This window comes from Bradyrhizobium sp. (assembly GCF_035701725.1).
Taxonomy (GTDB): Bacteria; Pseudomonadota; Alphaproteobacteria; order Rhizobiales; family Xanthobacteraceae; genus Bradyrhizobium.
This window is the reverse complement of the sequence record NZ_DASSRP010000156.1, coordinates 1-22,653: the sequence shown is the minus strand read 5'-3', so window position 1 is coordinate 22,653 and position 22,653 is coordinate 1. Positions and strand designations below refer to the sequence as shown.

The following is a 22,653-nucleotide window of genomic DNA, read 5'->3' as shown; positions in this document are numbered from 1 at the left end:
GAACAGGCTGCGACATTAACAGGAACTTCAAATTCCCCGCACTGGACGACCCCGGGCAGAGAAATAACGGGGGAAGGCAACGACGACGCCACCTTCCCCCTGTCTCGTGGATTGTACTTCAGTTCACGGAAATCAGGAGCCCTGACCGCCGCACTTGTTGGTCTTGGTGTTGTAGTTGCCGCACTTCTTGCCAACCCAGTCGCCGATCAGGTCCTTGGAGCCCTCAAGCTCCTTCGACCATGCATCGCCGGCCACCAGACCCGGGGTCTTCCACACCACGTCGAACTGACCGTTGGCCTTGATCTCGCCGATGAACACCGGCTTGGTGATGTGGTGGTTCGGCAGCATCTTGGACACGCCACCTGTCAGGTTCGGCGTTTCGATGCCGGGAAGCGCGTCGATCACCTTGTCCGGATCGGTCGACTTCACCTTCTCGACCGCCTTCACCCACATGTTGAAGCCGATCACGTGAGCTTCCATCGGGTCGTTGGTCACGCGCTTCGGATTCTTGGTGTAGGCCTGCCACTCCTTGATGAACTTCTCGTTGGCGGGCGTCTTGATCGACTCGAAGTAGTTCCAGGCGGCCAGATGGCCAACCAGCGGCTTGGTGTCGATACCGGCGAGTTCTTCTTCACCGACTGAGAACGCGACGACCGGGATGTCCTTCGCCTTGATGCCCTGGTTGCCGAGTTCCTTGTAGAAGGGAACGTTGGCGTCGCCATTGATGGTCGAAACCACCGCGGTCTTCTTGCCGGCCGACCCGAACTTCTTGATGTCGGCCACGATCGTCTGCCAATCGGAGTGACCGAACGGCGTGTAGTTGATCATGATGTCTTCCTGGGCGACACCCTTCGACTTCAGGTAGGCCTCAAGAATCTTGTTGGTGGTGCGCGGATAGACGTAGTCGGTGCCAGCCAGCACCCAGCGCTTCACCTTCTCGTCCTTCATCAGATAGTCGACGGCGGGGATCGCCTGCTGGTTCGGCGCCGCACCCGTATAGAACACGTTGCGTTCGCTCTCCTCGCCTTCGTACTGCACTGGATAGAACAGGATGTTGTTCAGCTCCTTGAAGACGGGCAGCACGGATTTGCGAGAGACCGAGGTCCAACAACCGAACACGACGGCGACCTTGTCCTTCGTGATCAGCTCGCGGGCCTTTTCCGCAAACAGCGGCCAGTTCGAGGCGGGATCTACGACGACGGCCTCGAGCTTCTTGCCAAGCACGCCGCCCTTCTTGTTCTGCTCGTCGATCAGGAAGAGGATGGTATCCTTCAGCGTCGTTTCGCTGATGGCCATGGTGCCGGAGAGCGAGTGCAGCACGCCAACCTTGATGGTGTCGTCGGCTGCCTTCGCATTCGAAAATGCGGTCAAGCCCAGCACCAGGCCCGCTGACGCCGCGAGCCAGTGGCGACGGCTGAACATCGCTTTCCCATGAATAAGATTTGTAAGCATGAAATGTCTTCTCCCTGACGCAGGCGTGAAACGCTGCGAAACGGCCCCACGGCCGCCTGCGTTAACGGAATCGCAAGAACCATGCCACGCCCATTGGGGAACATAAGATTTTGAAAAATATGCAGAATTTGTCTCAACGGCCAACCGAAAACGCCTAAACGGCTACTTTTTGTGCAGAAAAAATGTATGCTTTTTCCGCAAATTGCCTAATTTACAATCAAATTTATGACAGACCAAAGCTTCCGGCTCAAAAATGCAGCAGTAGAGGCGACAAGGGCGCTTTACCCTGACACGGATATTCCGGCCGTCAGGCAAGAACCACCTTGAAAGCGCCCTGTTCGTGTTCCATATGGAGCGCATGCAACCCGAATCATCGGGTCAGCGCGAGCTGCGTGTTCTTTAGCCCTTGCGGATCTGCAACGGCTTCTGGCTTGCCCCTTCAGCTATCAACACCGATGCCCCATACACGCGGGTGTCCAAGGCACCCCGACGCTGCCGGTCCAGACAGGACCGGGCGGCTTAACGCCTTTCATGGAAAGCACCCTATTTTGACCTCCTTTCAGGATTTCGGCCTTGCCGATCCCATTTCGCGCGCGCTCAGAGAAGAGAAGTACCTGACGCCCACCCCCATCCAGGCTCAAACCATTCCTCTTGCATTGGCCGGCCGCGACGTCGTCGGCATCGCCCAGACCGGTACGGGAAAGACGGCGGCGTTCGCGCTGCCCATACTCCACCGCCTGCTGGCTAGCCGGATCAAGCCGCAGCCCAAGAGCTGCCGCGTGCTCGTGCTCAGTCCGACACGCGAACTGTCGGGACAGATCCTCGACAGCTTCAACGCCTATGGCCGCCACATGCGCCTGACCTCGGCGCTCGCAATCGGCGGCGTCCCGATGGGTCGGCAGGTCCGCAGCCTGATGCCCGGCGTCGAGATCCTCGTGGCGACGCCCGGCCGCCTGCTGGATCTCGTGCAAAGCAATGGGCTCAAGCTCAACCAGATCGAATTCCTCGTGCTGGACGAAGCCGACCGCATGCTCGACATGGGCTTCATCAACGACATTCGTAAGATCGTCGCCAAGCTGCCGGTGCGGCGGCAAACGCTGTTCTTCTCGGCCACAATGCCGAAGGACATCGCCGAACTCGCCGACACCATGCTGCGCGAACCCGCCCGCGTCGCGGTAACGCCGGTCGCTTCGACGGCCGAACGCATCAACCAGCGGGTCCTGCAGGTCGATTTTTCCGCCAAGGGAACGATCCTGGCAGAGCTTCTCAAGCAGGAAACCGTCGAGCGGGCGCTGGTCTTTACCCGGACCAAACACGGCGCCGACAAGGTGGTAAAGAACCTCGCGCGCGCCGGCATCACCGCCGATGCCATCCACGGCAACAAGTCGCAAAATCATCGCGAGCGCGTGCTTGCGGCGTTCCGCTCCGGCGACATCCGCACCCTCGTCGCAACCGACATTGCCGCCCGCGGCATTGACGTCGATGGGGTCAGCCATGTCGTGAATTTCGATCTTCCCAACGTTCCGGAAACCTACGTGCACCGCATCGGCCGCACCGCGCGCGCCGGCGCCGAAGGCACCGCGATTTCGCTGGTCGCCGGCGCCGAGGAACTCGGCTATCTGCGCGACATCGAAAAGCTGATCCGGATGGCCTTGCCGAAAGATGACCGGCGCACGCCGGGGCAACGCGAGGCGGCACCGGCGGCCTCGCATCACCACGGCGGCCGACCTGCGTCACGGGCGCATGCCGGGCGCGCAAATGGAGCTGGAGAAGGCGCGAAAGGCCCTCGCGGACGCCGCCGTCATGGTGGTAATAATGGCGCTTCAAAATTCAACCGGAACGAGGTCAATCGGCAGCAGCCGAACCGCCCCTCACAGAGCGGCGGTAGCGCGGAAGGATTGCAGGGGGTCAGCTTTCTGTACCGGGAAAGCCGTCCGAATACCAAACCCAACCGAACCGCAACCAACGGCCCCGCTAGCCGCCGGTCGACCTGGAGAAAACCATGGCAAAAGAAGAGCTGATCCAGTTCGAAGGACTGGTCACCGAAATCCTCCCCGATGCCCGCTACCGCGTCCAGCTTGATGCGGGACACGAGATCGTTGCCTACACCGCGGGCAAGATGAAGAAGAACCGCATCAAGACGCTGGCGGGCGACCGGGTGACGATCGAGATGTCGCCCTACGATCTCGAAAAAGGCCGTCTGATCTTCCGGCACAAGGATGAGCGGCCGGGTGGCGCTGGCGGTACCGGCGCTCCTCAGCGCGGTGCGCCGCAGCGTGGCCAATTCCGCCGCAGATAAGCCTCAGGAAGCCGTTAGCGGCGTGACAGGATCGTGTCGGTTTTGGGTGAAGTGCTGCCGGCCTGCCGGCGCGCTCAAAATTCGCGCGCCTTGAGGATTGTTTGGGGCGCTACTTTGGAATAATATAAGTCAATCGATTTTCGGCCGGACGACATTAGCTATCCACCGGTACAGCCGGTTTAGACGCTGACGACCCTTCCAAAAATTCGATCTCACCAGCCAGCGAGAGTTGGCTTCGTTATGTCTATCTTGAGAAGGGACTATCCCGTGAGCATGGGAACCGTAAAGTGGTTTAACGCTACCAAGGGCTACGGCTTCATCCAACCGGACGATGGCGGCAACGACGTGTTCGTGCACATCAGCGCCGTCGAACGCGCTGGCCTTGGAACCCTGCGTGAAGGCCAAAAGATCAGCTACGAAATCGTCGCCGATCGCCGTTCCGGCAAATCTTCTGCCGACAATCTCCGCGCAGCTACCTGACGCTCTGGCAATAGGCTGGAAATCACGGCGGTCGAATATCGACCGCCGTGATTTTCGGCGCTGTGCAGACAGGCTGTGATACAAACAAAAGGCCGCGCTACAGCGCGGCCTTTTCGTTTTGCGGGCTGTGCCCGCGCGCCGATAGGAGCGCTGGGCGGCTCGCAGATTGCGGCGCGCCAGGACTACTTGGGCGCGGCCGATCCAGCGGCGCCGGTGGCCTGATTGCTCAGGTTTCCGGCCTGGTCCATGGTCGCCCTGAAGTAGTTGTCGCCATCGCCCAACGTCACGCGGCGCTGGCAGATCGGCATACAGCTATAGGATTCGCGATCGACGCCGCGATACACCGTGATGAGCTGATCAGTGGGACCTTCGACCTGGATCTGCCGGTCGACAAGCACTTCGCCCGCGCGATCCATCGCGATGAAATTGGTGGCGCCATAGCCTTTGCCGGTCACGACCAGAACGCCGCCAGCCTGCAACGCGACATCCGCAATCAACGGATTGCCCACCACGATCGTGGCAACGCGAGCCGGCAGCTTCACGAGCCTGGCCTGGTCGACGTTGACCGAGATGGTGGCGGCAGAGGGCTCTGCCGTGGCCGCCATCGGCGACAGCAGCAGACCGGCTGCAAGCGCCTGGAACGCAAAGCGCCGACGGATGAAAGAACGCAAGGACTGAGGCGACATACAATACCCCGGGACGTTGACAAGCCGGCTTAAGCGATACGCAGCGGAACCGGCGCCCGACGAGGCAAATCTGCCGTCAATTAGTGAATGAACTGCAAATAGCGACCGAATACGCGGTAACCGGCAACCCTACTGACGAAAAGGGTAAGCAAGTTGCCCAACGATTTCATTAGGAATGCGCGCATCGTCGGTGCCGTAGTCTTGCGGTAGTCGTCCTTCAGGCATCCGGTACGTCCCGAACAGGATGTCCCAGATCGGAAACGTGCCGGCGAAGTTGGTGTTGCCGCCTTCTTGCAGCGAGGTGTGATGCCAGCGATGAAACACCGGCGTCGCCAGCACGTATTTGAACGGGCCAAGCGTCCAGTTCAGGTTGGCGTGCACAAAGGCGGAATGAAAGGTGGTGAACGGGCCGACCCAGAGCATGATGTTCGGCGAGATCCCCGCCATCAGCAGGAAGACGTCGACGCCGATCGTTCCGATAAACAGGTTGACCGGATGAAACCGCGCCGCCGAAATCCAGTCCAGCTCTTCGGAAGAGTGATGGATCGCGTGGTATTTCCAGAAAGCGCCGCCGTGAAACAACCGATGCAGCCAGTACAGCATGAAGTCCGACAGCAGCACGAACAGCAGCGCCTGGCACCACAGCGGCAGCTGCGACAGCGGACCGTGCCCGTTGTCGTAAAACGCGATCAGCTCGTCCGCGTCGTGGATGTTGAAGACCACCCCTGCGCCGAGCACGAGCAGGCCGATCCGAAATACCCGCGCGAATACGGGAACGAAAAACCAGTAGCAGAGATCGGTGATGAGTTCGCGCTTGCTCCACCACGGTGCGGCGGTACGATTGCAGGCCCAGAAATGCGTCAGCACCGAGAACACTACCGCCAGCACGATCGTGATCGGCACCACCTTGGTAATCGTCTGACCAAGCATTTCGACGACTTCCATAGGCAGATTGGACATAGCGGCAGCCTCTTCTGAACGGTAGCTCCAAGGCGTACGCCTTGCCGCTTAAGGAGCCGTAAAGCGCGGCGCGATCGCCTGCTCCGTCCACCTTGAAAGGTGCGAGATGCCGTGCGCCGCATTCGCTTGAACTTGAGCCAGCGGGTTAATTCCAAATTTACTGTGCTCAAGAACAGCGCCATCGGGGGCTTTTTGCGCGGTCGAATTAACCGTGCCGAAATTTGTCCGCACGTAGGGTTGCGCCATGGTCACGGTGCTGAGAACGCCGGCGAGACCACATTTAGTTCGACCAGCCACGTGTCACATGGAGTTATCTATGAAGAATCTGATTGCGCGTTTTGTGAAGGACGAGTCGGGCGCCACGGCCATCGAATACGGTCTGATCGCCGCCGGCATCGCGCTTGCCATTATCACGGTCGTCAACGGCCTCGGCAGCAACCTGCAAGCCAAGTTCACCTCGATCAACTCCTCGCTCAAGTAAGCGTCGGTTGATTTCTCGAGATCAAGGCCCCGGTCGAACCGGGGCCTTTTTTCTGACCCTGACCCGTAGCGTTGTATCATGCGTATCGTTCCGGCTGCGGTTCTCCCGGCCAAACCGCTGTCGGTTCCACCTTCTGGCAAGAGCGCCTCTCCTGCAGCCATCATCTGCGCAGCCCTGATGCTCGCCCTTGTGTTCCTCGCCTTTCAGATTGCAAGCGCGCTGCGGGTGGATTCATTTTCCGATTGTTCATCTATCGGCGATAGCGTCAGCGAAAGCTGCCCTATCTGACTTTACGCGAGCGGTCCGGTTCCATGATCCTTGATGTTGCTCGCCTCGTGCTTTTTCCCGCGCTGATGGCGTTCGCGGCAGCGAGCGACCTCTTCACGATGACGATCTCAAATCGGGTATCGCTGGCGCTTGCGGCCGGTTTTCTCGTTCTTGCGCCCGCCAGCGGCATGGCTACGCCGGATATTCTGATGCATGTAGCGGCGGGCGCCACGGTGCTGGTCGCTGCTTTCGCCTGCTTTGCCTGCGGATGGATCGGCGGCGGCGACGCCAAGGTAGCGGCGGGCGCCGCACTTTGGTTCGGCTTTTCGCATCTGTTGAATTATCTGCTCTACGCCTCGCTGTTCGGCGGCGCGCTGACGCTGCTGCTGCTGCAATTCCGGCAGTGGCCCCTTCCATTCGCGCTGGCAGGCCAACCCTGGTTGCTCAGACTTCATGCCAAGGAGAGCGGAATTCCCTATGGCATCGCGCTCGCTATCGGCGCGCTCGTCGTCTATCCGGAGACCGAATGGATCAAGGCCGTCGAACTGACACGCCTCATGATCGGCTGACTTTGCGAGAGGTAAACTCTCGTTAAGGCGATTTAGATACGCCTCATTAACCATGCTTTGACGAATAGCTGGTCAACTCCCGTTACGGCGGCGCGAAGCGTCGCGGCGTAATGTGGAAAGTGAAGCGTATGAATAGGGCACGCATTATCGTCCTGACCATCGCTATCGGCGCTGGCGGTGTCGCGGCCTATCTCGCAAGCGGATCCGATAACAAAGGCCCGCCTCCGGCCGAGCCGGTGGCGCAGATGCAGACTGTCGATGTCCTCGTGGCCAAGGCCGATATAGGTCTCGGCCAGACGGTCACGCCTGCCGACATCATCTGGCAGAGCTGGCCGGCTGCCACAGCCAGCAACTCCTTCATCCGCCGCAGCGACCGCCCCGACGCGCAAAAAGAGGTTACCGGATCGATCGCGCGCTCCCCGTTCATCGCGGGCGAACCGATCCGCGAGCCCAAGCTGATCAAGGCCAACGGGTCGGGCTTCATGGCCGCGATCCTGCCGCAGGGCATGCGGGCGATCTCGACCGAAATCTCGGCGGAGACCGGCGCCGGCGGCTTCATCCTGCCGAACGACCACGTCGACGTCATCCGGACCCGGCGCGAGAAGAATCCGGACCCGAAAGCGACCGGCGATCTCGTCATCTCCGAGGTCATCCTGACGAACATCCGCGTGCTGGCGATCGACCAGGCGCCCAAGGAAAAGGACGGGCAGAATTCCGTGGTCGGCAAGACCGTGACGCTCGAGCTGAAGCCCGAGCAGGCGCCGCTGCTGGCCGCCGCACGTCAAGCCGGCACGATATCGCTGGCGCTGCGCAGCATCGCCGACGTCAACCAGGTGGAAATCGCCGAAGACCGGACCCGCCAACGCGGCAACATCGACGTGGTTCGCTACGGCGTGACCAGTTCGACCACGGTTCAAAAGTGACCAAGGGACCAGACGAGATGAAATGCAGGGAAAAACAGCTTCCGTCACGGACGCTATGGGTCCGCACCCTGTCGCTTTCGGCCGCGGCCGCCATGGTGCTCAATCCGGTTCTGGTCCCGGCCGTGGCCGCCGACTATCGTCCGCTTCCGCAGCCTGCGGCCGCCGACGGACAGATGAACTCGCGCTTCCTTTCGCTCGGCATCGGCAAGTCGATCGTCATCGACCTGCCCCGCGACATCAAGGACGTACTGGTTGCCGACCCCAAGATCGCCAACGCGGTGGTGCGCTCGGCGCAGCGCGCCTACATCATCGGCGCGGCGATCGGGCAGACCAACATCATCTTCTTCGACTCGGCGGGCCAGCAGATCGCGGCCTACGATATCGCCGTCAAACGCGACCTGAACGGCATTCGCGCCGCGCTGAAGCAGGTTTCACCGAATTCCGACATTCAGATCGACGGTCTGGCCGAAGGGGTGATCCTCACCGGCACCGCGGCGAACCCGATCGAAGCGCAACAGGCCAATGATCTCGCCGTGCGGCTGGCGGGCGGGGCCGACAAGGTCGTCAACTCTATCGTGGTCCGCGGTCGCGACCAGGTGATGCTCAAGGTGACGGTGGCCGAAGTCCAGCGGCAGATCATCAAGCAGCTTGGCATCGATCTTAACGGTCAGTTCAACTACGGCACCGCAGTCGTGAACTTCAACAACAGCAACCCGTTCACGGCGACGGGCACGCCCCTGGTCGGCACCAACGCCATCACCACCACCTTGCCCTCGGTCACGGCGACATTGCGGGCGATGGAAAGCGCCGGCGTGTCGCGCACCCTGGCCGAGCCTAATCTGACCGCGATTTCCGGCGAATCGGCAACCTTCATCGCGGGCGGCGAATTTCCGATCCCGACCGGCGTCACCTGTCAAACCACGACGGGCGGCACCATCGGACAGTGCGCGCCGTCGATCTCTTTCAAGAAGTTCGGCATCTCGCTCAACTTCACGCCGGTCGTTCTGACCGAAGGCCGCATCAGCCTGCACGTCATGACGGAAGTGTCGGAAGTCTCCAACGACAATTCCATCACCGTGACCGGCATCGCGGTTCCTTCGGTCAAGACCCGCCGCGCGGACACCACGCTGGAAATTCCCTCCGGCGGATCGATGGCGATGGCCGGCCTGATCCAGGATCAGACCAAGCAGGCGATCAACGGTCTGCCCGGACTTTCGCAGCTTCCGGTGCTCGGCACGCTGTTTCGCAGCCGCGACTACCAGGACAACAAGACCGAGCTGATGGTGATCGTGACGCCTTATGTCGTTCGCGCAGTCGCACAAAAGGACCTGTCGCGCCCGGATGACGGCTTCGTCGCCACCTCCGATCCGCAAGCCGATCTACTGGGCAGCATCAACCGCATCTACGGCGTTCCCGGCCGCAACGAGCCGGCCCGTAGCTATCGCGGGACCTATGGCTTCATCACGGACTAAGGCGGGGATAAGGACGAGGATCATGACAGCCAGGACACCCGTCGAATACCGGCGCGCCCTCCGCATCACGGGGGCGCTTTTCGGTCTCGCCGCAGCACTCGGCGCCTGCACGCATACCGACGAGGTGGCGGCCACGGCGAGCATTCCTGACGACTATCGCCTGCGGCACCCGATCGCGATTCAGGAAGCCAACCGCTCCGTCGTGATCTTCGTCGGTCAGGCGCGCGGCGGCCTGTCGGCCGAGCAGCGCGCCGACGTGATGGGGCTCGGACGGATCTGGTTACAGGAAGGCACCGGCGCCATCGTGGCCGATGTGCCGGTCGGCACTCCGAATGCGCGGGCAGCGGCCGATGCTTTCCGCGAAGCCCAGGCGCTGCTTTCGGCGGCCGGCGTGCCGCCGCGCGGCGTCGTCATGCGCCATTATCATCCGGACGATCCGCGGCAACTGGCCACGGTGCGGCTGAGCTATCCGAAAATCACGGCGGTGGCCGGCCCCTGCGGCGTCTGGCCCGACGACATCGGCCCCTCGATCAAGAACAAGGGCTACCTCGAGAACAAGCCGTACTACAATTTCGGCTGCGCCAATCAGCGCAACATGGCGGCGATGATCGACAATCCCGCCGATCTCGTGCAGCCGCGTTCCGAGACTCCGGCCTACACCGTGCGGCGCACGGAAGGCTTCGACAAATATCGCAAGGGCGCTCCGACCGCCACCAACTATCCCGAAGCCGAAAAAGCCAAACTCAGCGATACAGGCAAATGATCAGCTACGCGCGTCAAAATCCAGAAGCACAGCCGGAGCCGGCTCCGCCGCAGGCCGACGAGCATATTGCGCCGGCACCGAGAGTCTCGGTGCAAGCCTTCTGCGAAACCGTCGAGACCGCCGCGGCGGTACAGTCGGCGGGCGAAGACCGTCGACTTGCCAAGGCCCACCTGAAAATTCAGATGGGCGGCATGGTGGCCGCAATCGAGGCCTATCGAACCGCCCCGACGCCGAACGTGATCATTCTGGAGACCGAAGGCCGCAACGATATTCTGGCCGGCCTCGACCAGCTCGCGGCCGTGTGCGATTCCGGCACGCGGGTAATCGTGATCGGCCGCATCAACGACATCACCTTGTATCGCGAACTGGTGCGCAGGGGCGTCAGCGATTACGTGATCGCCCCGATTGCGACCATTGACGTGGTGCGATCGATCTGCGGGCTGTTCTCCTCCCCGGAAGCCAAGGCCGTGGGCCGCATCATCGCCGTCGTTGGCGCCAAGGGTGGGGTCGGCGCCTCCACCGTCGCGCATAACGTCGCCTGGGCGATCGCACGCGACCTGGCGCTGGATTCCGTAGTTGCCGACCTCGATCTCGCCTTCGGCACTGCCGGCCTCGATTACAATCAGGACCCGCCGCAGGGCATTGCGGACGCGGTGTTCTCGCCCGACCGGGTCGACACCGCCTTCATCGACCGCCTGCTCTCGAAGTGCACCGACCATCTGAGCCTGCTGGCCGCGCCGGCGACGCTCGAGCGCGTCTATGATTTCGGCGCTGAAGCGTTCGATGCGATTTTCGATACGCTTCGTGTCTCGATGCCCTGCATCGTCCTCGATGTTCCGCATCAATGGTCAGGCTGGACCAAGCGGGCGCTGGTCGCCGCCGACGATATCCTGATCGTCGCGGCGCCCGACCTCGCCAATCTGCGCAACACCAAGAACATCTTCGACCTGTTGAAGGCATCGCGCCCCAACGACCGGATGCCGCTTTATTGCCTGAACCAGGTCGGCATCCCCAAGCGTCCGGAGATCAATGCCACCGAGTTCGCCAAGGCGATCGAGAGCGAGCCGATCGCCTCGATCCCGTTCGATGCCCAGATGTTCGGGGCCGCGGCAAACAACGGACAGATGGTCGCCGAAATTTCCGAAACTCATCGCAGCACCGAAATGTTCCGGCAAATCGCGCAGCGGCTCACCGGCCGCGGCGAGACCAAAAAGCCGCGAGCTTCGTTCCTGTCGCCTCTGATCGATAAACTGCGGTCGAAGTAAAGCTGATCCCGTCGGGAGTGTAGTCGTGTTTGGTAAGCGTAGCGGAACAGACGATCCGAGGAACTCGCGGCCCCCCGCTCCCGCGCCGGAGCCCGCTGCGGTTACGGCTGCGGTCCCGCGCGCCGCCGCACCGCCTGCCGTCGCATCGCCGCCGTTGGCGCCAGTCAAGCCGTCGGCGCCGCCGCAGGCTGCCGAAACGCGCAAATCCGACAACTACTACCAGGTCAAGGCGACGATCTTCGGCGCGTTGATCGAGGCCATCGACCTCGCGCAGCTTGCCAAGCTCGACGGCGAATCCGCGCGCGAGGAAATCCGCGACATCGTCAACGAGATCATCGCGATCAAGAACATCGTGATGTCGATCGCCGAGCAGGAAGAACTGCTCGACGATATCTGCAACGACGTCCTCGGCTATGGTCCGCTCGAACCGTTGCTGGCCCGCGACGACATCGCCGATATCATGGTCAATGGCGCGGGCACGGTCTATATCGAAGTCGCCGGCAAGATTCAGCGCACCGGCATTCGCTTTCGCGACAACCAGCAACTGCTGAACATCTGCCAGCGCATCGTCAGCCAGGTCGGCCGGCGCGTCGACGAATCCTCACCGATCTGCGACGCCCGTCTCGCCGACGGCTCGCGTGTCAACGCCATCGTTCCGCCGCTGGCGCTGGACGGCCCCGCACTGACGATCCGCAAGTTCAAAAAGGACAAGTTGACGCTCGATCAGCTCGTCAAATTCGGCGCGATCTCGAAGGAAGGCGCGGAAATCCTGCAAATCATCGGGCGTGTCCGCTGCAATGTGCTGATCTCCGGCGGCACCGGTTCGGGCAAGACCACGCTTCTGAACTGCCTGACCAACTATATCGACGACGAAGAGCGCATCATCACCTGCGAAGACGCCGCCGAACTTCAGTTGCAGCAACCGCATGTGGTGCGGCTGGAAACCAGGCCTCCCAACATCGAGGGCGAAGGCCAGATCACCATGCGCGAGCTGGTGCGCAACTGTCTGCGTATGCGCCCCGAACGCATCATCGTCGGCGAAGTCCGCGGACCCGAGGCATTCGACCTGCTTCAGGCGATGAACACCGGCCACGACGGCTCGATGGGCACGCTGCACGCCAACAATCCGCGCGAGGCACTGTCGCGCTGTGAATCCATGATCACAATGGGCGGCTTCTCGCTGCCTTCGCGAACCATCCGCGAGATGATCTGCGCCTCGATCGACGTGATCATCCAGGCCGCGCGTCTGCGCGACGGCTCGCGGCGCATCACGCACATCACGGAGGTGATGGGCATGGAAGGCGACACGATCATCACCCAGGACGTCTTTCTCTACGACATGATAGGCGAGGACGCCAACGGCAAGATCCTCGGCCGTCACCGCTCGACCGGTATCGGCCGGCCGCGGTTCTGGGAGCGCGCGCGTTACTACGGCGAGGAAAAGCGGCTCGCAGCTGCGATCGACGCCGCGGAAGTCGCGGCGGCGAATTGAGGAGAGCGCGATGAATATGCAACCAATCGCTTTGGCCTTTCTCGCCACCGCTGCAGTCGGCGGCCTCGCCTGGGTTTTCATCTATCCGCTGCTGTCCGGCGAGCGAAAGGCCGAAAGCCGTCGCGCCCTGGTGGCCAAGTCAGAACCCGTCGCCGCACGGCAGACGCAGAAGGAACAGCGTTCCCGCCGCGAACAGGTCGAGGGGACACTGAAAGAGGCCGAAGCCAGGCGCGCCAAGGATTCCAAGGTCACGTTGACCACCCGCCTGATCCAGGCCGGGCTCGATTGGGAGCCGCGGAAGTTCTGGATTCTCTCCGGCATTCTCGGAGTGGCCGGCGGCGCCGGTGCGTTCATGGCCGGCGGCGGACTGCTTGGTGGTCTCGGCATGGGTTTCGCCTTCGGCTTCGGTCTGCCGCGATGGTTGCTGAGCTTCATGAAGAAGCGGCGTGAGAAGGCTTTCTTGCGCGCGCTGCCCGACGCCGTCGATGTCATCGTTCGCGGCATCAAGGCCGGCCTGCCGCTGTTTGAATCGCTCAAGGTGGTCGCCGCCGACGCTCCCGAACCGCTGCGGTCTGAATTCGCTGCAATCATCGAAACGCAGGCGATCGGAATGCCGCTCGGCGAGGCCTGTGGCCGGCTGTTCGAACGCATGCCGGTGCCGGAGGCGAACTTCTTCGGCATCGTCATCGCGATCCAGCAGAAGTCAGGCGGCAACCTCTCCGAAGCACTCGGCAATCTCTCCAAGGTGTTGCGCGACCGGAGGAAAATGGCCGAGAAGATTCAGGCGATGTCGATGGAAGCAAAGGCGTCGGCTGGCATCATCGGCTCGCTGCCACCGATCGTCATGCTGCTCGTCTATCTAACGACACCCGGCTACATCTCGCTGCTGTGGACCCACCCGACCGGCCAGCTGATGCTGGTCTGCTGCGTGGTCTGGATGTCGATCGGCATCATGGTGATGAAAAAAATGATCAACTTCGACTTCTGACGGTGTCGCATGATTAGTTTTCTGATCGACAAGCTCCACGACGCCCGCTTCATGACCATGTTTCTTGCCGCGATCGCGGCAAGCGCAACGGCCTACACGCTGATCATGCCGTTGTTCGCGGGCGAAGGGCTCGCCAAGCGCATGAAGGCGGTTGCCAGCGAGCGCGAGCGCATCAGGGCGCGGGAACGCGACCGTCTCAACAAGTCCGAAAAGGTCTCGCTGCGACAGACGCCGAAGCAGCTCGTCTCGAGGGTGGTCGAGGATTTCAACCTCACAAAATATCTGGCGCAGGAAGCGGCGCGCGACAAGCTGATCGAGGCCGGCTACCGCGGCCAGGCACCTTACATCACGTTCCTGTTCTTCCGCGCGGTGGCACCGATCCTGCTTTTCGTTGGCGCAGTGCTTTACGTGTTCGTGATCTCGCATCTGGACAAGCCACTTCCGATCAAGATCGGCATCTGCGTCGGCGCTGCCTGGCTCGGCTTGCAGGCCCCGATGCTGTTCTTGAAGAATGCGATCTCGAAGCGGCAGCTCTCGATCCGCCGCGCGTTTCCGGATGCGCTCGACCTGCTGCTGATCTGCATCGAATCCGGCATGTCGATCGAAACCGCCTTTCGCAAGGTCAGCGTCGAGATCGCGACGCAGTCGGTCGCGCTGTCGGAAGAATTTACGCTGACGACCGCGGAGCTGTCCTACCTGCAGGACCGCAAGGTCGCCTACGAGAACCTCGCCCGGCGCACCGGCGTCGAGGGCGTCAAGTCGGTCTGCCTTGCGCTTCAGCAATCCGAGCGCTACGGCACCCCGCTGGGCCAGAGCCTGCGCGTGATGGCGCAGGAAAATCGCGACATGCGGATGAACGAAGCCGAAAAGAAGGCCGCCGCACTGCCACCGAAACTGACGGTCCCGATGATCCTGTTCTTCCTGCCGGTCTTGTTTGTGGTCATTCTCGGGCCGACCTACATCAAGATCGCCGCCATGCAGTAGCGTGCTTCGGGACGAAAGGGCTTTCGTCCCGGCGAACTTCGATCAACGGCAAAAAAGGGAGCCGTCACTCCGGACGGCTGAGCGAGGCCACCGGCAGCTTTCCGGCGGCGCCTGTGCGCGGATCATCCTTGCGACTGAGCATCTGCTTGAGGTAGGCGACGTTGGCCGCCGCCTCATCCGCAGGAAGATCGGCGCGCACGATCTGCTCGGCCTCGGCGAAGCGGCCTTGCAAGCCGATCACCAGCGCCAGGTTCTGCCGGACGCGCGCATCGGCGCGGCCGCTCGCATAGGCCTGGCGAAGCGCTTCCTCGGCCTTTGGCAGATTTTTCGACAGCATGTAGGACAGGCCGAGATTGGATAGCACGGTCGGCTCGCCCGGCACGATCTTGAGCGCGCTTTCGTAGTAGCGGCGAGCCTCGTCGTGGCGGCCAAGCTGGTCGAGCGCGGTCCCCTGTACCGAGAGGATGCGCCAATCGGGATTGGCGGGCGAATGGGCGCGGCTGAGCACGTCGAGCGCCTGCTGGAAGTTGCCGTTATCGACCAGCGCCCGGCCGTAGGCCGCCAGCAGCGTCTTGTCACCGGGATTGGCGATGGTGGCCTGCTCCAGCATGGCGGCGGCCTGGCTGCGCTGCCCGGACGCGCGCAGCGCCTGGCCGTAGGCCAGCGCCGCTTCGACATTCTTGGGATCAGCCCGGTATCGCTCCCCGGTCACTTCCACCGCGCGATGTGGATCGGTCTCGGGGCTGGCGGCGGGTTTCTGCGAAATCGATCCCGTGATGTCGGACATGGTCTGGCAACCGCCAAGACCGGCAGCCAACATCGCCGTGACGGCCACGGATGCAAGAAACCGGGACTGCTGACGCATGGAATGTAACTCGTGGGTGAGCGGCGGAGGCGTGCCGAATTCGCCCAGCAATAGTCTGTTAACCCTAACGGCGGGTTAATGGAGCCTTCCGGGCAGCGTGGGGGCAGCATCTGTCCGCCGGCGGCAAGCCGCATTTTGGCCGCCTCATTCCGGCTGGTTTGACTCACTATCCCATTGTAGAACTTGGAAAAGATATCCCAACAGCGACGAATCGCTTTACCCCCCAAGAGCGCCGATGCATTCCGTCTTCGAAACCGCGCCGACAACGCCGGCCATTCCCATCACCTTCGCGACCCAAGCGACGTGGGAAGCGGTCGCCGCCAGCCTGCCCTCGCCGGGGAGGCAGTTCGCCGCCGCCAATGGCTTCAGCGCCAAACCGGGAGCCTTGCTGGCATTGCCCGCGACTGACGGCACCATCGCGCAAATCATCTTTGGGCTCGACGGTGAGAGCGGCAAATTCCGCGACCCGTTCCGGCCCGGCCAGTTGCCGGGGCTGCTGCCGCCCGGCGTTTATCGTTTCGCCAATCCCGAAAAGGATCAGGCGCATCTTGCGGCGCTGGCCTTCGCGCTTGGCTGCTATCGGTTCGGCCGTTACCGGAAGGCGGAGCCGCCTGAGGTCAAGCTGGTTCCCCCCGAGGGGGTCGACATTGCCGACCTGTCGCGCATGGCTGGCGCGGCCACCCTTGCCCGCGACCTCATCAATACGCCCTCCAACGACATGGGACCGAAAGAACTGGCGCAAACGGCGGAAAAGCTCGCGCAAGATTTTGGCGCCAAATTCAATTGCATCGTCGGCGAGGAGCTGGTGCGGCAGAACTTTCCGCTGATCAGCGCCGTCGGCATGGCTTCAACCCGTGCGCCCCGCCTGATCGATTTCACCTGGGGCGACCCGTCCCATCCGAAAGTCACACTGGTCGGCAAGGGCGTCTGCTTCGATACAGGCGGCCTCGATCTGAAGCCATCCAGCAGCATGCTGCTGATGAAGAAGGACATGGGCGGCGCCGCCAACGTGCTCGCTTTGGCGCAGATGGTGATGGATGCCAAACTCAAGCTGCGGCTGCGCGTGCTGATTCCGGCGGTTGAGAATGCTGTCGCCGGCAACGCCTTCCGGCCGCTTGATGTCTTCACCTCGCGCAAGGGCCTTACCATCGAAATCGGCAATACCGACGCCGAAGGGCGGCTGGTGCTGGCGGATGCGCTCGCGCTCGCCGACGAGGAAAAGCCCGATCTTTTGATAGATCTCGGTACGTTGACAGGCGCGGCGCGGGTCGCGCTCGGCCCCGATCTTCCGCCGTTCTATACGAATGACGAAGCGCTGGCCGAAGCGCTGTCTTCATGCGCGAGACAGGAACATGATCCGCTGTGGCGGCTGCCGCTGTGGCCGGCCTATGACAGCTGGCTCGATTCGAAGGTGGCCAATATCAACAACGCTCCGACCGGCGGTTTTGCCGGCTCTATCACCTGCGCGTTGTTTCTGCAGCGCTTCGTCGAAGCGGCCAAGAGCTGGCTGCATGTCGACATCTTTGGCTGGACGCCGAGCGCCAAGCCGGGACGCCCCGAAGGCGGCGAATGTCAGGCTGCGCGCGCGATCTATCGGCTGTTGAGCAACCGCTATGGACACTGATCCGCGCCTGACGCCGGCAAGGGGTGACCTCGCCGCAAAATATCTCGAAGGCAAGGTCGAGGCGAGCCGTTTCGTCGCCGGCGAGGCGTTCGAAATCGCCGACGCCATCGCGCCACTTCGCCGTGCGCCGTCGTCTGACTCGGAACTGATGACGCAGGCGCTGAAGGGCGAGCGCGTCACGATCTATGATCGCAACAGTGAAGGCTGGGCTTGGGGCCAGCTTGTCAGCGACGGCTATGTCGGCTGGCTTCCGGACCGCGCATTGAGCCAACCGAAAGAAGCTCCGACCCACAAGGTCACGGCCTTGCTGACCTTCGCGTTTCCCGGCCCCTCGATCAAATTGCCGCCGGCCGAGACGCTGGCGATGGGGAGTCGGCTGACGGTGTTGCGCGAGGAAGGATCGTTCGCCGTCACGCGCGAAGGCTGGCATCTGCCGCGGCAACATCTGGGCGCCATCGACCTTCGCGCACCCGACTTCGTCGCGGTCGCGGAGCGGTTCGTCGGCACGCCCTATTTGTGGGGCGGCAAAAGCAGTCTCGGCATCGACTGCTCGGGACTGGTCCAGGTTTCGCTCACCGCCGCCGGCACCGGTTGTCCACGTGACAGTGACATGCAACAGGACGGGCTTGGCCGCGCGCTTGGGGCGCAGGAAGCAAGAAACCTGAAGCGTGGCGATCTGATTTTCTGGAAGGGCCATGTCGCGATCGCCCGCGATGCCGATACGATCGTCCATGCCAACGCGCATCACATGATGACGGCGATCGAGCGCACGCAGGACGTGCTTGCCCGCAGCAGGGCCGCCGGCAACGAAGTCACGACCATAAAGCGGCTGGACCAGGCATAGGCGATCCGCACGCGCCTGAAATAATCGACCATCATCCATGCCCTCTACGAAATGGCGTCGCGGGCCCGGGCGCGCTATGGATCGGCATCTGCTTATTGGACTGAGCATGATCTGCCGAAAAAACGACGCCCGCTTTTTTAGGATCACGCCATAGCGAGTTGACGATGCCTCATCTGCCTGCCCTGCTCGGTTTTGCCCTCGTCTCCTTCGGCATGGTGCTGACGCCCGGGCCGAATATGATCTACTTGATCTCCCGCTCGCTGACGCAAGGGCCTGCCGCCGGCATCGTCTCGCTCGGCGGCGTCGCGCTCGGTTTTGTGTTCTACATGCTGTCCGCAGCCTTCGGCATCACGGCATTGTTGTTCGCCGTGCCCTATGCTTACGACGCGCTGCGCTTTGCCGGTGCGGCCTATCTGCTGTGGCTGGCGTGGCAGGCCTTGAAGCCCGGCGGCCGCTCGCCGTTTCAAGTCAGGACATTGAAGGTCGACGGGCCCCGCAAATTGTTCGCGATGGGCTTCGTCACCAACCTGCTCAATCCCAAGATCGCGATGCTTTACCTGGCGCTGTTGCCGCAATTCATCGATCCCGCGCAAGGCAGCGTGCTGGCGCAGTCGGTCGCGCTGGGCGCGATCCAGATCGTGATCAGCGTCAGCGTCAACGCGCTGATTGCGCTTGCCGCCGGATCGATTGCGCGCTTCCTCGGCGCGCGCCCGAGCTGGCTGCTGGTGCAGCGCTGGCTGATGGGGACCGTGCTCGCGGGGCTTGCGGTGCGGATGGCGCTGGAGACGCGGAAAGCCTAATCCAGCTTGGCTTCCATGCCGCGTTTGACGGCAGGCCGCGCCATCAGCGCCTCATACCAGCGTTTGACGTTGGGAAAATCCGCCAGATCAACCTTGTGGCGCGGATGACGCCAAGCCCAGCCCAGAATCGCAAAGTCCGCGACCGATAGCGGCCCGGCGACGAATTCGTGACGGGCGAGACGGCGGTCGAGCACGCCGTAAAGCCGGATTGTCTCAGCCATATAGCGCTTGAGGCCGTAGGCACGGTCCTGCTCGTTCTCCAGCGCGATGAAGTGATGCACCTGGCCCGGCATCGGGCCGAAGCCGCCCATTTGCCACATCAGCCATTCGTAGACCGGAATCCGCTCGAGAAGCGAGGAAGGCAAAAACTTGCCGGTCTTTTCTCCGAGATAGAGCAGGATCGCGCCGGATTCGAACACGCTGACGCGTTGGCCGCCGGGTCCGTCGGGATCGACGATTGCCGGGATCTTGTTGTTCGGGCTGATCGCCAGGAACGAGGGCGCCATCTGCTCGCCCTTGCTGATATTGATCGGCACGACCTTGTAGGGCAGCCCCATTTCCTCGAGCGCCACGCTGATCTTGCGGCCGTTCGGCGTGTTCCAGGTGTGAAGCTCGATGGTCATTGCAGGTCCTTTGGCTACGGATAAGGCGTTACGCTGAGCGTCTGTAGCATCGTCGGATATGCCCCGGAAATGGCTTCCCGCGCAGGCCTCCCCAGGCGATGAGGTGGGTTCCGGACCGGTGCGGCGGAGTCGACGTTCGCTTCGGCGCAGCGCGCACCAGCGCGAATGCCAATCCAAGCGGCACTGGAAAAACACAATTGCCAGCACCCCGGCTCTAACATCCGTCGGCCAACCCGCTGTGCAAAGATACGAATGTCGGCGCCGGAGCACTGGAATTAGCGGCCATCCACGAATAAATTGCGCCACCCGAAACGGAGACCGCTGTTGTCCAAATCCGCCTCCCGCGCCCGCCTCGTCGAGATCATCCGCAAACGCTCTTTCGGGCGCGGCGAGATCACGCTGGCCTCCGGGCGCAAGAGTGATTTTTACTTCAACCTCAAGCCGACCATGCTGGACCCGGAAGGCGCCGCGTTGCTGGCCGAGTTGACCTATGAAGCGCTCAAGGACGACGGGCTCGACTACATCGGCGGGCTGGAAATGGGTGCGGTGCCGCTGGCCGGCGCGGTGGCGCAGCTGTCATGGCTCAAGGGCCACCCGATCGCCGCTTTCTTCGTGCGCAAGAAGCCGAAGGAGCATGGCGCCAAGCTCGCGGTCGAAGGCCTCGCCAAGAGCGAGAGCCTGAAGGGCAAGCGCGTGGTGATCGTCGAAGACGTCACCACGACCGGAGACTCGGCGCTGAAGGCGGTCGAAGCCGTGCGCGATGCCGGCGGCGAAGTCGTGCTGGTGCTGACCATGGTCGACCGCCAGGAGGGCGCCGTCGAGAACTTTGCGCAAGCCGGCCTCGCCTTCCGCTGGCTGTTCCAGGCGAGCGAATATCTGAAAGACTAGGGGAGTGGATTTGACATTCGCTGCCCACCCGGCCGCAAGTCCGGACAGCGAATGCCAAATCCAAAACTCCACCAGATGACTATTCGCCAGTGGTCCGTTGATTCCAACATTTGCAACGGTGACTGCTGAGAAGGGATGCAAATGTTGGAATCAACGGACCACGAGCGCCGCCACACGCGCCCCCAAAAGAGCACTTTTTTGCCGCTCTCCCGCCGCCGCTCATAGCTCGTTTACCATCCGGCATTATTGTCGAACGCACCGGGCGTTGCATCGCCTGGACCGAGTTCTGGCGTTGCGTGGAGTGAGCGTTGCGTATCCGGTTGACCAATCAGCGCATGCGGCGCCGCGTGCTCGTTGCCGCCGCCATCCTCGTCAGCGCCTCTGGGCTTGCGCCGCGGCCGGCATCTGCCGAAGGCCTGTTCGACATGTTTTTCGGCGGCCTCGCCAAGCAACAGCGCCAGGCACCGGCGCCACAAGCCAATTTCTTCGCCGATCCCTCCCAACAGAGCCAACCGGCGGCTCCCGGCTCGCGGCCGGTGGTCTACGGTGGCAGCGGTCCCGCTTATTGCGTGCGAAGCTGCGATGGCAAGTATTTTCCGCTGACTCGCGGCAACGCCTCGCCGGTGCAGATGTGCCAGGCCTTCTGTCCGGCGAGTCCGACGAAAGTGTTCTATGGCAGCAATATCGACAGCGCCACCAGCGCGAGTGGCGAGCGCTATGCCGACAGCGAAAACGCGTTTGCCTATCGCAAGGCGCTGCGCGCGGACTGCACCTGTAACGGCCGCGACGCCGCCGGCCTCGCGCCGGTCGACCTGACCCTCGATGCCTCGCTGCGCGCGGGCGATGTGGTCGCCACCACCGACGGGCTCGTCGCCTATTCCGGCATCAAGGTCGGCAACAACAACAGCCCCGAATTCATTCCGGTCGCGAGCTATCCGGGTCTCACGGCAGAAGTTCGCGCCCGCCTCGGCAACATGAAGGTGGCGCCGGTGACCGCGGAAGCGATCGGCAACGATGCCCCGGCTAGCGACGTGGCCGCGCCGCCGGCACCAGCGGCCAAACCGGCTTTGCGCGGCAAGCAGGCGGCACTGAATTGACGGCTCGTAGACCGGAGCGATGCGAAAGCATCGAATCCAAAATCTCAAGATTCCCCGATGCGCGGTCGCGCATCTGAGGTCTGGTCCTGGCGGACCATGCCGGAATACCTCTCAAGGGAAATTTCTCTATCTTCCGACGATCACGCCGATCACATTCGGCGCCGCCCGATACTTCTCCTCGATCTGCGCGCGCGCAGCGTTGCGGTTCTCCGGCGTCAGCAGGCCGCGCTTCTCGGCCAGGATCATCCAGCAATAGCCCCACCAGTCGGTCAGCATGCCCTCGTCATCCACGAGGTCATAGCCCTGCTCGCCGGCAAAGATGCGCGCCTGCGCCTCATCGAGCGAATCCAGGAAGACGTGGTCCTGATCGGAGAACAGATCGTCGCTGATGTCGTCGGTGGTGTAGCCCCAGACCGACTGGCAGACGGCGTTGAACTCGCGGTCAATGGCGTCGTCATCGACCTGCTGGCGGCGTGATGTTTTATGCAATCGCGACAGCGACCGGGCGAAGTCGGCGATACGGGTGAGCGCGAATTGATCGAAGGCGATAGTGGACATGTAGTCCTCGGCAAGCTCGATAGACCATAGATGTTGTGTCGGCAACGTCTCGAATCACAATGATATATCAAAGACTTGCTAAAGTGTTCTTAATTCGTTCCGCCCTAAGTGGAAGCGAACAGGCCTCGGACTTTTGACTATCTAAGGTAGCTCATGCTGAATAATGTACCTTTAGATGAAGCTCGAGGATAGAGACGCAGATGGATCCCAACCTCAGCGCTGCATGCCAGCTATTTCTCGTCCTTCGACAATTCTTTTTGCTGCCCTTGCGGT

At 62.2% G+C, this 22,653-nt stretch carries 24 protein-coding genes; 18 read left to right on the top strand and 6 right to left on the bottom strand.

The genetic code is table 11. The features are described 5' to 3' along the window. Window positions 1-132: 132 nt before the first annotated feature. The gene (gene urtA, locus VFL62_RS09120; protein ID WP_325172044.1) at window positions 133-1,452 is read right to left on the bottom strand and encodes an urea ABC transporter substrate-binding protein; all 1,320 of its coding nucleotides are present in this window, start codon (window positions 1,450-1,452) and stop codon (window positions 133-135) included. 548 nt (window positions 1,453-2,000) lie between these two features. On the opposite strand from urtA, the gene VFL62_RS09115 reads away from it, so the two are divergent. The 3 genes from VFL62_RS09115 to VFL62_RS09105 all read left to right on the top strand — a co-directional run bounded on the left by VFL62_RS09115 (window position 2,001) and on the right by VFL62_RS09105 (window position 4,231). Continuing rightward, a complete protein-coding gene (locus VFL62_RS09115; protein ID WP_325172043.1) occupies window positions 2,001-3,473 on the top strand; it encodes a DEAD/DEAH box helicase in 1,473 nt (490 codons plus the stop codon). After that, complete coding sequence (gene infA, locus VFL62_RS09110; RefSeq protein WP_325172042.1) at window positions 3,455-3,751, top strand: translation initiation factor IF-1; 297 nt, start codon at window positions 3,455-3,457, stop codon at window positions 3,749-3,751. Before VFL62_RS09115 ends, infA begins: the two co-directional genes overlap by 19 nt. A 267-nt stretch (window positions 3,752-4,018) precedes the next feature. Continuing rightward, on the top strand, window positions 4,019-4,231 hold the full coding sequence (locus VFL62_RS09105) for a cold-shock protein (protein WP_325172041.1): 213 nt from the start codon (window positions 4,019-4,021) through the stop codon (window positions 4,229-4,231). 182 nt (window positions 4,232-4,413) lie between these two features. On the opposite strand, the gene VFL62_RS09100 is transcribed toward VFL62_RS09105, so the two are convergent. Both VFL62_RS09100 and VFL62_RS09095 read right to left on the bottom strand, forming a co-directional pair. Beyond that, window positions 4,414-4,917, bottom strand: a complete 504-nt coding sequence (locus VFL62_RS09100; RefSeq protein ID WP_325172040.1) for a pilus assembly protein N-terminal domain-containing protein — start codon at window positions 4,915-4,917, stop codon at window positions 4,414-4,416. Window positions 4,918-5,046: 129 nt separating this feature from the next. Beyond that, on the bottom strand, window positions 5,047-5,877 hold the full coding sequence (locus tag VFL62_RS09095; protein ID WP_325172039.1) for a sterol desaturase family protein: 831 nt from the start codon (window positions 5,875-5,877) through the stop codon (window positions 5,047-5,049). A 316-nt stretch (window positions 5,878-6,193) separates the two neighbouring features. Between VFL62_RS09095 and VFL62_RS09090 the strand changes: the two genes are divergently transcribed. The 10 genes from VFL62_RS09090 to VFL62_RS09045 all read left to right on the top strand — a co-directional run bounded on the left by VFL62_RS09090 (window position 6,194) and on the right by VFL62_RS09045 (window position 15,081). Next, window positions 6,194-6,358 carry a Flp family type IVb pilin gene (locus VFL62_RS09090; RefSeq protein WP_325172038.1) on the top strand — a complete coding sequence of 55 codons (165 nt, stop codon included), beginning with the start codon at window positions 6,194-6,196 and terminating at the stop codon, window positions 6,356-6,358. A 78-nt stretch (window positions 6,359-6,436) separates the two neighbouring features. Beyond that, on the top strand, window positions 6,437-6,646 hold the full coding sequence (locus tag VFL62_RS09085; RefSeq protein WP_325172037.1) for a hypothetical protein: 210 nt from the start codon (window positions 6,437-6,439) through the stop codon (window positions 6,644-6,646). A gap of 23 nt (window positions 6,647-6,669) precedes the next feature. Continuing rightward, window positions 6,670-7,194 (top strand): A24 family peptidase, encoded by a 525-nt coding sequence (locus tag VFL62_RS09080; RefSeq protein ID WP_325172036.1) that lies wholly within the window; start codon window positions 6,670-6,672, stop codon window positions 7,192-7,194. A gap of 128 nt (window positions 7,195-7,322) precedes the next feature. Beyond that, window positions 7,323-8,117 (top strand): Flp pilus assembly protein CpaB, encoded by a 795-nt coding sequence (gene cpaB / locus VFL62_RS09075; protein WP_325172035.1) that lies wholly within the window; start codon window positions 7,323-7,325, stop codon window positions 8,115-8,117. 17 nt (window positions 8,118-8,134) lie between these two features. Then, on the top strand, window positions 8,135-9,589 hold the full coding sequence (locus VFL62_RS09070) for a type II and III secretion system protein family protein (protein WP_325172053.1): 1,455 nt from the start codon (window positions 8,135-8,137) through the stop codon (window positions 9,587-9,589). Between the two features lie 22 nt (window positions 9,590-9,611). Then, complete coding sequence (locus VFL62_RS09065; protein ID WP_325172034.1) at window positions 9,612-10,352, top strand: CpaD family pilus assembly protein; 741 nt, start codon at window positions 9,612-9,614, stop codon at window positions 10,350-10,352. Then, window positions 10,349-11,617 carry an AAA family ATPase gene (locus VFL62_RS09060; protein WP_325172033.1) on the top strand — a complete coding sequence of 423 codons (1,269 nt, stop codon included), beginning with the start codon at window positions 10,349-10,351 and terminating at the stop codon, window positions 11,615-11,617. The genes VFL62_RS09065 and VFL62_RS09060 overlap by 4 nt, the downstream gene beginning before the upstream one ends. Before the next feature lie 25 nt (window positions 11,618-11,642). Further along, complete coding sequence (locus VFL62_RS09055) at window positions 11,643-13,109, top strand: CpaF family protein (RefSeq protein WP_325172032.1); 1,467 nt, start codon at window positions 11,643-11,645, stop codon at window positions 13,107-13,109. 10 nt (window positions 13,110-13,119) lie between these two features. Further along, the gene (locus tag VFL62_RS09050) at window positions 13,120-14,097 is read left to right on the top strand and encodes a type II secretion system F family protein (protein WP_325172031.1); all 978 of its coding nucleotides are present in this window, start codon (window positions 13,120-13,122) and stop codon (window positions 14,095-14,097) included. Between the two features lie 9 nt (window positions 14,098-14,106). Then, on the top strand, window positions 14,107-15,081 hold the full coding sequence (locus VFL62_RS09045) for a type II secretion system F family protein (RefSeq protein WP_325172030.1): 975 nt from the start codon (window positions 14,107-14,109) through the stop codon (window positions 15,079-15,081). 64 nt (window positions 15,082-15,145) lie between these two features. Here VFL62_RS09045 and VFL62_RS09040 read toward each other — a convergent pair whose 3' ends face one another. Next, the gene (locus VFL62_RS09040) at window positions 15,146-15,946 is read right to left on the bottom strand and encodes a tetratricopeptide repeat protein (protein ID WP_325172029.1); all 801 of its coding nucleotides are present in this window, start codon (window positions 15,944-15,946) and stop codon (window positions 15,146-15,148) included. Window positions 15,947-16,181: 235 nt separating this feature from the next. On the opposite strand from VFL62_RS09040, the gene VFL62_RS09035 reads away from it, so the two are divergent. The 3 genes from VFL62_RS09035 (at window position 16,182) to VFL62_RS09025 (ending at window position 19,214) form a co-directional block, all read left to right on the top strand. Continuing rightward, window positions 16,182-17,570, top strand: coding sequence for a leucyl aminopeptidase family protein (locus VFL62_RS09035; RefSeq protein WP_325172028.1), 1,389 nt, complete (start codon window positions 16,182-16,184; stop codon window positions 17,568-17,570). Beyond that, window positions 17,560-18,414 carry a C40 family peptidase gene (locus VFL62_RS09030; protein WP_325172027.1) on the top strand — a complete coding sequence of 285 codons (855 nt, stop codon included), beginning with the start codon at window positions 17,560-17,562 and terminating at the stop codon, window positions 18,412-18,414. Before VFL62_RS09035 ends, VFL62_RS09030 begins: the two co-directional genes overlap by 11 nt. A 164-nt stretch (window positions 18,415-18,578) precedes the next feature. Then, window positions 18,579-19,214, top strand: coding sequence for a LysE family translocator (locus VFL62_RS09025; protein WP_325172026.1), 636 nt, complete (start codon window positions 18,579-18,581; stop codon window positions 19,212-19,214). Here VFL62_RS09025 and VFL62_RS09020 read toward each other — a convergent pair. Then, window positions 19,211-19,837, bottom strand: coding sequence for a glutathione S-transferase family protein (locus VFL62_RS09020; protein WP_325172025.1), 627 nt, complete (start codon window positions 19,835-19,837; stop codon window positions 19,211-19,213). The genes VFL62_RS09025 and VFL62_RS09020 overlap by 4 nt on opposite strands. A 324-nt stretch (window positions 19,838-20,161) precedes the next feature. Between VFL62_RS09020 and pyrE the strand changes: the two genes are divergently transcribed. Beyond that, window positions 20,162-20,725 carry an orotate phosphoribosyltransferase gene (pyrE, locus tag VFL62_RS09015; RefSeq protein WP_325172024.1) on the top strand — a complete coding sequence of 188 codons (564 nt, stop codon included), beginning with the start codon at window positions 20,162-20,164 and terminating at the stop codon, window positions 20,723-20,725. A 335-nt stretch (window positions 20,726-21,060) separates the two neighbouring features. Continuing rightward, window positions 21,061-21,822 carry a DUF2865 domain-containing protein gene (locus VFL62_RS09010; protein ID WP_325172052.1) on the top strand — a complete coding sequence of 254 codons (762 nt, stop codon included), beginning with the start codon at window positions 21,061-21,063 and terminating at the stop codon, window positions 21,820-21,822. A 126-nt stretch (window positions 21,823-21,948) separates the two neighbouring features. Here VFL62_RS09010 and VFL62_RS09005 read toward each other — a convergent pair whose 3' ends face one another. Then, window positions 21,949-22,380: a hypothetical protein gene (locus VFL62_RS09005; RefSeq protein WP_325172023.1), complete on the bottom strand. Its 432-nt coding sequence runs from the start codon at window positions 22,378-22,380 to the stop codon at window positions 21,949-21,951. Window positions 22,381-22,653 lie beyond the last annotated feature (273 nt).

Bases quoted from the DNA above. Each gene is read 5' to 3' on its own strand.
- urtA (WP_325172044.1), bottom strand. From the start codon at position 1,452: ATGCTTACAAATCTTATTCATGGGAAAGCGATGTTCAGCCGTCGCCAC.
- infA (WP_325172042.1), top strand. From the start codon at position 3,455: ATGGCAAAAGAAGAGCTGATCCAGTTCGAAGGACTGGTCACCGAAATC.
- VFL62_RS09100 (WP_325172040.1), bottom strand. From the start codon at position 4,917: ATGTCGCCTCAGTCCTTGCGTTCTTTCATCCGTCGGCGCTTTGCGTTC.
- VFL62_RS09095 (WP_325172039.1), bottom strand. From the start codon at position 5,877: ATGTCCAATCTGCCTATGGAAGTCGTCGAAATGCTTGGTCAGACGATT.
- VFL62_RS09090 (WP_325172038.1), top strand. From the start codon at position 6,194: ATGAAGAATCTGATTGCGCGTTTTGTGAAGGACGAGTCGGGCGCCACG.
- VFL62_RS09085 (WP_325172037.1), top strand. From the start codon at position 6,437: ATGCGTATCGTTCCGGCTGCGGTTCTCCCGGCCAAACCGCTGTCGGTT.
- VFL62_RS09080 (WP_325172036.1), top strand. From the start codon at position 6,670: ATGATCCTTGATGTTGCTCGCCTCGTGCTTTTTCCCGCGCTGATGGCG.
- cpaB (WP_325172035.1), top strand. From the start codon at position 7,323: ATGAATAGGGCACGCATTATCGTCCTGACCATCGCTATCGGCGCTGGC.
- VFL62_RS09070 (WP_325172053.1), top strand. From the start codon at position 8,135: ATGAAATGCAGGGAAAAACAGCTTCCGTCACGGACGCTATGGGTCCGC.
- VFL62_RS09065 (WP_325172034.1), top strand. From the start codon at position 9,612: ATGACAGCCAGGACACCCGTCGAATACCGGCGCGCCCTCCGCATCACG.
- VFL62_RS09060 (WP_325172033.1), top strand. From the start codon at position 10,349: ATGATCAGCTACGCGCGTCAAAATCCAGAAGCACAGCCGGAGCCGGCT.
- VFL62_RS09050 (WP_325172031.1), top strand. From the start codon at position 13,120: ATGAATATGCAACCAATCGCTTTGGCCTTTCTCGCCACCGCTGCAGTC.
- VFL62_RS09045 (WP_325172030.1), top strand. From the start codon at position 14,107: ATGATTAGTTTTCTGATCGACAAGCTCCACGACGCCCGCTTCATGACC.
- VFL62_RS09040 (WP_325172029.1), bottom strand. From the start codon at position 15,946: ATGCGTCAGCAGTCCCGGTTTCTTGCATCCGTGGCCGTCACGGCGATG.
- VFL62_RS09035 (WP_325172028.1), top strand. From the start codon at position 16,182: ATGCATTCCGTCTTCGAAACCGCGCCGACAACGCCGGCCATTCCCATC.
- VFL62_RS09030 (WP_325172027.1), top strand. From the start codon at position 17,560: ATGGACACTGATCCGCGCCTGACGCCGGCAAGGGGTGACCTCGCCGCA.
- VFL62_RS09025 (WP_325172026.1), top strand. From the start codon at position 18,579: ATGCCTCATCTGCCTGCCCTGCTCGGTTTTGCCCTCGTCTCCTTCGGC.
- VFL62_RS09020 (WP_325172025.1), bottom strand. From the start codon at position 19,837: ATGACCATCGAGCTTCACACCTGGAACACGCCGAACGGCCGCAAGATC.
- VFL62_RS09010 (WP_325172052.1), top strand. From the start codon at position 21,061: ATGCGGCGCCGCGTGCTCGTTGCCGCCGCCATCCTCGTCAGCGCCTCT.
- VFL62_RS09005 (WP_325172023.1), bottom strand. From the start codon at position 22,380: ATGTCCACTATCGCCTTCGATCAATTCGCGCTCACCCGTATCGCCGAC.